We start from the raw sequence: 7,772 nt of genomic DNA, 5'->3' as shown, positions 1-7,772 counted from the left end.
AGGGCCAGGCCCCGGACCGGGGCGCCCGGAGGCATGCCGCCAAGGGCGTGCGGAGGCTGGTCGAGAGGCGGGAGGCGCTGCTCGCGCGCGGGGTCCACGGCAACAAGGCGAACGTGGCCACGGCGCGCGAGCTCGCCTGCTGGGTATGGGCGGTCGGCCTCATGGCCGAGGAGGCGTAGGGGGGCGGTCCCCCGCACATAAGCCAGTCACCCCGGAAGCGGTCCGATCCGAAGCCGTTGAGGCGAACCTCAGGTCCCTTTTCTGCGAGCGCCCAGGGCGCCACACGCGTGCACAGACTGTCGGTTCGACGTAGAAGCCTCAGCCGTAGCAACGGATTGCCCAGCGAGAGATCGCCGCGGGCGGATATTAAACTGCAAAGACGAGCGTCGGTAAGACACGCCGAGGTCGCCGCGGACGGGCTGATATAGGGAGAGGGCCTGACCCCATATCGTTGGGGCCAGGCCCGATTTTGCCTCTTGACAATGTCCTGCTCATATTAAATGCCGGTACGCTTGCAGAATCGTACCTGTTCCGATTACAGAAAAAGGGGCCGTCATGCGTAAGCCTGCCTCCTGCGTCCTTTCCATCGCGCTCTCGCTCGTAATGACGGTTGGTTTTATCCCGTCACCCGCGCTTGCCGAAATCGCCAGTGCGCCAGAACCCGCCGCGCAAAGCGCCGGCAAACCTAACGAGAGCCCAGCCGAAACCACGTCGGGCCAAGCCCGGGCAAACGATCAAATCAGCGCCGCCTCCGGCACCAATGTAACGGCCAACGCAACGCAGCCGATCGACGCCAGCATGCTCAGTATCGAGGACACCGACATTCGCTACACGGGCAATCCCGTGATGCCCACCGTCACGTCGTCGACCGTGCCGAGCGACCAGTACACTGTCGCCTACGAGAACAACGTAGCCATCGGTCAGGCGACCGCCGTTGTGACCGCCGACGACCAGAACTACAGCGGCACCTGCGCGATCCCATTTGAAATCAAACCGGCGAACGCGGCCGCGAACTACCAGCACAGCACCACCGCGCAAAGCGGCGACATCACGCTCACCGTCCAATGGAACGACCCGAGGCTCGGCCAGGAGACCACGTTCCATGTGACTGCGACGGGCGGAAGCGGTGCGTACCAATTCCGCATGGACGCACCGACGTATATGGATCCCGACGGTAGCAGCGAAAGCGTTGCCGACCCCAGCCGTAACCAGTGGCAGCAATACACCGGCGAATGCACATCGCACGACTACCAGTTCGAAATGACCGCTAGCGGCACCTATTACCTGCGCTTTTACCTGATGGATAAGGCGGCCGGCGTGTACTATCTGCGCTCAAACGTGTTTGCGAGCGCGAACGACGACGCCTATCCGGCGGTCAGCGCCATCGTGAAGTCCGCAGTCGACAAATGCAGCGCCGATACCGACGGGTCCGACTACGCCCGCGCCCTGTGGCTGCACGACTGGACTCTTGACCATCTGGAATACGACCACGACCTTAACTGGTGCTCGGCCGAAAGCGGCCTCACGCGCCACCAGGGCACCTGCGAGAGCTACCAGCGCATCTACTCCAAGCTCCTTGACGCCGCGGGCATCGCCAACGGCCGCATCACCGGCAACGGCCACACCTGGAACGCCGTAAAGATCGACGGCAAATGGTGCCAGATGGACCTAACCTGGGACGACACCAGCGACAACTGGTACGGAGACCTGGACCAGCGTCATCTGTACTTTGGCCTGACCGACGAGCTCATGGGGATCGCCCACTCCGATCACACGGCAAATTACCAGATGGACGACTACGCCTACCGCTCGACCGACCTATCCAACAATTACTTTGTGCGAAATGGAAAGGCCGATGAATGGGCCGAGAAGTATGCCGATCGCATTCAGCAGCACCTAGATGCCTTTCAAAGCAGATAGTTTTTGGAATGCGCCAACGAATGCACCATTACAGTTTGGAACGCCCGAACAGTCCTATGTTTAGAATCACCAAAGTGCGAACACTAGAGCTTTAACTAACATCCACCCGAAATCGTCAATACGAGACACAGGCGGTCCAATCAATTAAACAAGTGAATTGAAATTAAAGACCTTAGTTGACTCAACAGGGAAAAAACGATCTGATATCGATTTCTCGTCTTCTGCAGCCACATTAGCAACCTCATAGAAACGTCGAACCAAATCACGACGTCGCTTCTGATAAGCCCTGGCAGCCACCGTAGAACGATCGGGTAAATCATAGTCGAAAATATAAAGCCTGCATGTCGAATCTGACAACCTGTCAGCCACTTGTCGCCAAATGTAACCATCGCTTTCTCCCAAGCTGCAGCCATATATACAAATGCTATCGGCTTTAGCTATCAGTTCACTCATCTCAGCGGTTTTCGTATTGCCATAAAGTCCGTAGTTCTTTTTTTCTTTAACCCAAAGCTCTTGAAAATCCACCTTAGAGGAATAAACGGAAGATGTAATCTGATCAGAATCTGAAACGCCAAATATAATATTGGTAGCAGTGCCCGCGTCATTGATTTCTCCGTGAAGATGAAGAAGCGTGCCTTGATAAAAGAACTTAGGCGAAGTACCGACAACCAACTTACCAAAGGGCTGGTCTTTCCCAATCTCATCCCAAAAACGATTGACGGTATTCGTATAGTTTAAAACCAGAACGTGCACAGTCACGTCTTCAGAAGTCGACATCAAAGCGGGGAGCCCTTTTAATGCGTCAACAGCAGTGAGTCTCGTATAGAAGCTGCTAATTGATGCTCGAAATTCCTGAACTGCCTCCTGAGGAAGCTCGACAGGTATACGGCTGGACTCTCTAAATACGTAATCTAAAAACTCATCTTGAATATTCTCAAATGTCCGATGAAATAATTCTTCGTCGTCTTCATAAAACGCCGATGCTCTACCTAGAAGATTTTCCAAATCACACCAAAGTTCAGACGCTCGTTCTGGGCTGAATCCCTCAACTCTTTTTACAAGCTCATCCCTATATTCGTTCTGAACGCCATCTTTAAAATAGCGATTCTTCAAAAAAGAACGGTAATCAGTTGCGAGACCAAGGTTCCGATCAAATCCATTCCCAATGATCCAAAGAAGATTTAGCATTCAATACCGTCCAATTTAATAACAGAAATTTGTTTTACAGCGCAGTGCACCATGCAATATAACGCATGAAGGGCTCTACCATCAGCGAGCCCTTCATGCACCATCGGTTCATTCTGAAAATAAAACTGGATGTTAAAGCATGGACATGTACTCCCCCAGCTCCTTCTCCCAATCGGGCATGTGGAAGCCGGCAGCCTCAAGCTTGGACAGGTCGAACGCGGAGTGGACCGGGCGCGGCGTGATGGGACCCGCGGCGTTCGCGTAGTAGTCGGCGGTCGACACCGGCACGACCTTCTCGCCGTTGCCGTTGGCGGCCTCGAAGACGGCGCGGGCGATGTCCGCCCAGCTCTTCACGGCGCCCGAACCGGTGCAGTTGTAGATGCCATAGGGGGCGCGCGTGTCCAGCACGTGGAAGACGGCCTCGGCCATGTCGCGCGTGAAGGTCAGGCGGCCCAGCTGGTCGTCCACGACCGTGATCTTGTCCAGCATGTCGTCCGGGTCGGCGACGCTGTCGGACAGCCCGTTCATGGTCTTGACGAAGTTGTGGCCCTCGCCGATGACCCAAGAGCTGCGCATGATGTAGTGGCGCGGGCACCCGGCCACGGAGAGGTCCTTCTCGAATGCGATGTCTGCCATAGATCTGTCCCCTCCTACTTGCCCTGTGCACGGTACCTGGCCTCGGTGGCCTCCTTGGCCGGGCGTCACCAGGACTCGTTCTCGACGTTCGTGCGCAGGAAGGGCTCCGGGTCGGCGATGGAGTTGTCGCTGTGGCTCTCGGCGGCGTAGTGCACGATGACGTCGTGGCCCGGGACGATGCGGTCCAACAGCTCGGCGTCGCAGATGTCGCCCAAGACGAGCTCAACGCGGTCGGAGGGCAGCCCGGCGAAGTTCTCGGGGTTGCCGGCGTAGGTCAGCTTGTCCAGGACGGTGACGTGGACGTCCGGGTGGTTGTCCACGACGTAGTGCAGGAAGTTGCCGCCGATGAAGCCGCAGCCGCCCGTGACGATGATGCTTTTGAGATTGAACGTTTCAGCGATGGTCAATCACCTTCCTACACCGAAAAACTACCGCGCTGAAAATGCTTGCGCAAGCGTAGCGCCAAAACGCCAGTTTGAATAAAGGCAACCTACGTCCAAGAATCAGAGATTCCAAAAACATTCGCAGCTTGCGCCGGTGTATTTACGACATGCGAACCCAAGCTTCGACCCGATAACCTTGAAGACACGATTGAAAGCATCACGCAGCTCAAACAAGTTGACCCCTGAGTTATATCTCTTCGCCAAATCGATTAGATCCGCAGCGAAACGGAAAGAATGGATACAGATTCTCTAGAACCTCATTAAGGAAAACATAAAGCCAGGAATTCGAATAACAGAGGTGAGCGGTTTGGACAGTCACATCGATAGCGTATATTACGACAAGCCACTCCCAGATAGGACCAAAATCGATATCTGGGAATGCTATGCAAGACACGTTCTGCAGTTTATCGATAGCAACAAATATGGAAATCTGACTTACAGCGACAAGCCAGATCTGATCGATAGGACACGTTCTCTGGGCATCGAGGTGACAGATTCCCAATCACGAGAAAGCAGAGAGGCTGAATCTCTTTACTCGAGGCTCGCATTCATCGATGACCAATCTTGGAGAAAACGCCAAATCGAACGGATCGAACAGTGCGGCGCGCATTATGAAAGCGGAATTCTGTTTGGTCCAAGGGGCACCGATTCGTTCGAGCTGGTTTATGAAGCCTTTAACAAAAAACTGGAGAGACTCAACTCTAACGATTATGAATTATTTAGAAGAAATGAGCTGTTTGTCAAATCTACTATTCTTGCTGACGAGGAAATGCTTCGAGAAGCCCTCTCCAAAATGGAAAAACAATCCCGTGATCGCCCGCGACGTTTCGCTTCCGTCACTGTCTCGGTTCCAGGACACAATTACGTGTTCGACTTCGATTCATCCACATACAAATCTCTTGAATTCGGAAGTAGCGAGCAGTTTCGCATTGCCGATAGTGCGCGGCGGGAAGTAATACGCGCGGAGTTGAGCTGAGGCAAGCACGGCCGCATAAAATAAGAGCTCCTATACCTCCGCGCTTGCAAAACCATTCACAATGCAATTAAACGGGCTGCACGGTCAAGACCGCGCAGCCCGTCATTTCCCCACAAGCGATTCCAAACACTCGTAATCTCTCGCGATAAGGAAATCCCAGGAGTCATTACCGCGCATAAGCGCGCGATTGAACACATCGACTGCGGAGCCATCAATGTGGGAAATACTCACCAAGCGGTCATTCTCTGATCTCTGCTTTAAGACCACTCCATATCGAGGGCTCAACGGAAAGTAGATGCTGTAGGGATCGCTTTCCTGAATGTCCGACCACTCAGGAAAGATGGGCAACGACGAGGTTATAAACTCTGACCCCTCAGGCGCCACGAAAAAGCCGCAATCCATTCTAAGCATCAAAGAAACCAGCGAATGAAGCGGGGCTCCCTCACAGAACTTAAACAAGGCAGCGTCCTGAATAGCAAGCTCTACAATCGATTCAAACTCCTCGCCAAAACCCTCGGCGTCCATCTCTTTTCGATCAACGTCAGTAAGGAATCCTTCTGCTTCCAACTCAACCGCGTAGGATGCAGCATTACTTCTTACCCTCTTGAGATATTTTGGGGTCCTTACGAGTAATAACGAAATGAGAAGTATAAGACGTTCGAGCAGCTCACAGGTCTCATCAGTGTCAGAAAACACGCCGGAATCCAAATGCTCTATAAGCAGTCTGTAATCGTACGCAAGGTCATTCTCCATCTTGCTTAATGCCTTTTCAGCAGACCCCTGTTCAATAAATCGCTCCCCATCTATTGGGGTCCGTCTCTTTACCTCATGAAGGTACTTCTCGAAACAAATGCCTTCCGGTTTAGTTTGAAATATGCGACCCAAACCACTTGGCTCACGCTTCACCGCATAAAGAAAGCCATCTTGATTAGTAAACGACTTCAGATAAAAACGCGGCACGTAGTGCTGTTTCTTAACATCAGACATATAATCGCCTCCACAAAGCGTCCTTACCCCTGCCGAAACACCAGGAAGAAGGTCAACGTAAAATCATGGAAAACAATAGCCCAAAACCCGGCAACCGTTATGCCGACAGGCCGAATATGGCAACGCGCCGCAATATGCAATTAAAGGCAACCCGCTGGGAACATCCTTGGTGAGCAGCACGGTCACCTTCGGCTATTGCCAGTTTCCAATTTACTTCATCTATGCGATCAGGGGACGCTACGCCCCCAACTAAGAACCTGATTGGCAATCCGTTCCTTGGCAAATCATATTGGCTTTTGTCAAAAACGACCGGATACGCCAACTCGCAGAGACGCCACATCATCCGGGGTCGGCCCTTGAAAACCGAGGCTCGGAGTCTAGATGAGGACGGTTCGGCCTTTGTTTCAGCTAATTCGGTCATACCCACAAAACACGACACGAATACCTGGACCACTTGAGCCTCATACATCAGGCAAACCAGAACGAATAAGAATCTCTTTGACAGAAATCCCGCATCAATGCCCGCAACGGTTGGCACTACAGCGAGGCCCAATCACACGGCACCACTTCCAGCACGCGTCTGAGGAACGTGGCCCCGCTGAGGTTGCGCAGGACAGCCTCAATTGTGAGCTCGCCCCAAATTCGTTATTAACTGACGGCAGCCGACACTCCCCTGCCCGGAAACAACCCCCGGAACGCTCCACAGACATGCACCCCCCCCGGCGCCGAGAGCGATCACAACCCCCGAGCAACACCAGCGACCCGCACCACTCCCGCACAAGGATCCCGCTAGGAGCCCTTACCTTGGTAGCAAAGAACCTGGCCGCACTAGGCGGTCCGAGATATCACTACCCAAGAAAGGACACGCCATGCCCAACGACGGCATCGCATATCTACTCAAGTTCGCACCCAAAGTGGCGTACATCGAAGACCTGCTGAACGGGCACCTCTACATGAACGCAGCCGGCTACTACCATGGCCTGCCTGGCGAACAGGGCGATCCGCTCGAAGCTTCCATGGCTCCCGGGGCGTGCCTCTACAGATATACTTGCCTGCCTATCTACTGCATGTACACGGTCCGCGAGAACGATATCGTCGACAACACCGTGAAAATCCCGATACGCATGATCCAGGAGTTCGGATGCGCGGACGGGTGGAACGGCATTGTGCAGTACGCCAGCTTCGCGCGCCTCGCCGACAGACACATTGCCGAAGACGGAAGCATCTACGCCCACGGTCCCATCTCCTACGGCGTCCCTGGGCCAAAACTGATCCGCGAGATCTTTGAGGTCATCCCGCATAATCTCGTTATCAAAACGCCCAAGTATGCATATCAGAAGGAGTATCGAATCATCGGGTCCCGACCAGTCGAATGTCGCCTTTTACCAGACGAGAATCACCCAGGCTGCAAAATCGAAAAGTACGACCATGCAGAGCTGGACCTGGGCAGTAGCCTCGCAGACTTTTCCTGGAAGGTATCGGTGTCGAACCTCGAAGAAGCGCGAGACGGCCTCATGCTGGATTTGCCGCATCAGGCATAGTCAACCCAACGCGATCCACAACGTCACCGAGCAACCAACCATCCCCCACCCCAACCTTCCCCATAAAGTTCGCTGATGTTG

The 7,772-nt window shown here is 53.9% G+C and carries 7 protein-coding genes; 3 read left to right on the top strand and 4 right to left on the bottom strand.

The window, feature by feature from the left end; genetic code table 11:
• Positions 1–555: 555 nt before the first annotated feature.
• Positions 556–1,920 (top strand): transglutaminase domain-containing protein, encoded by a 1,365-nt coding sequence (locus AAAV44_RS03175; RefSeq protein WP_349114523.1) that lies wholly within the window; start codon positions 556–558, stop codon positions 1,918–1,920.
• A gap of 144 nt (positions 1,921–2,064) precedes the next feature.
• Here the strand turns inward: AAAV44_RS03175 and AAAV44_RS03170 are convergent, their stop codons facing one another.
• The 3 genes from AAAV44_RS03170 to AAAV44_RS03160 form a co-directional block, all read right to left on the bottom strand.
• Positions 2,065–3,108 (bottom strand): AbiH family protein, encoded by a 1,044-nt coding sequence (locus AAAV44_RS03170; RefSeq protein ID WP_349114522.1) that lies wholly within the window; start codon positions 3,106–3,108, stop codon positions 2,065–2,067.
• A 132-nt stretch (positions 3,109–3,240) separates the two neighbouring features.
• Entirely contained in the window at positions 3,241–3,744 is a 504-nt protein-coding gene (locus AAAV44_RS03165; protein ID WP_349114520.1) for a sugar nucleotide-binding protein, read from the bottom strand.
• A 65-nt stretch (positions 3,745–3,809) separates the two neighbouring features.
• Positions 3,810–4,151 (bottom strand): GDP-mannose 4,6-dehydratase, encoded by a 342-nt coding sequence (locus tag AAAV44_RS03160; protein ID WP_349114518.1) that lies wholly within the window; start codon positions 4,149–4,151, stop codon positions 3,810–3,812.
• A 343-nt stretch (positions 4,152–4,494) separates the two neighbouring features.
• Here AAAV44_RS03160 and AAAV44_RS03155 point away from each other — a divergent pair, with 343 nt between their 5' ends.
• Positions 4,495–5,163 carry a hypothetical protein gene (locus AAAV44_RS03155; RefSeq protein ID WP_349114516.1) on the top strand — a complete coding sequence of 223 codons (669 nt, stop codon included), beginning with the start codon at positions 4,495–4,497 and terminating at the stop codon, positions 5,161–5,163.
• 102 nt (positions 5,164–5,265) lie between these two features.
• Here the strand turns inward: AAAV44_RS03155 and AAAV44_RS03150 are convergent, their stop codons facing one another.
• A complete protein-coding gene (locus AAAV44_RS03150) occupies positions 5,266–6,150 on the bottom strand; it encodes a DUF4238 domain-containing protein (protein WP_349114515.1) in 885 nt (294 codons plus the stop codon).
• Between the two features lie 869 nt (positions 6,151–7,019).
• Between AAAV44_RS03150 and AAAV44_RS03145 the strand changes: the two genes are divergently transcribed.
• Complete coding sequence (locus AAAV44_RS03145) at positions 7,020–7,691, top strand: hypothetical protein (protein ID WP_349114514.1); 672 nt, start codon at positions 7,020–7,022, stop codon at positions 7,689–7,691.
• The last annotated feature ends 81 nt before the right edge of the window (positions 7,692–7,772 follow it).

This window comes from Collinsella sp. CLA-AP-H1, from assembly GCF_040092945.1.
Taxonomy (GTDB): domain Bacteria; phylum Actinomycetota; class Coriobacteriia; order Coriobacteriales; family Coriobacteriaceae; genus Collinsella.
Note: the sequence above shows the minus strand (reverse complement) of the source record. Positions and strands in the feature narration are given on the sequence as shown.

Bases quoted from the DNA above. Each gene is read 5' to 3' on its own strand.
- AAAV44_RS03175 (WP_349114523.1), top strand. From the start codon at position 556: ATGCGTAAGCCTGCCTCCTGCGTCCTTTCCATCGCGCTCTCGCTCGTA.
- AAAV44_RS03165 (WP_349114520.1), bottom strand. From the start codon at position 3,744: ATGGCAGACATCGCATTCGAGAAGGACCTCTCCGTGGCCGGGTGCCCG.
- AAAV44_RS03145 (WP_349114514.1), top strand. From the start codon at position 7,020: ATGCCCAACGACGGCATCGCATATCTACTCAAGTTCGCACCCAAAGTG.
- AAAV44_RS03150 (WP_349114515.1), bottom strand. From the start codon at position 6,150: ATGTCTGATGTTAAGAAACAGCACTACGTGCCGCGTTTTTATCTGAAG.
- AAAV44_RS03170 (WP_349114522.1), bottom strand. From the start codon at position 3,108: ATGCTAAATCTTCTTTGGATCATTGGGAATGGATTTGATCGGAACCTT.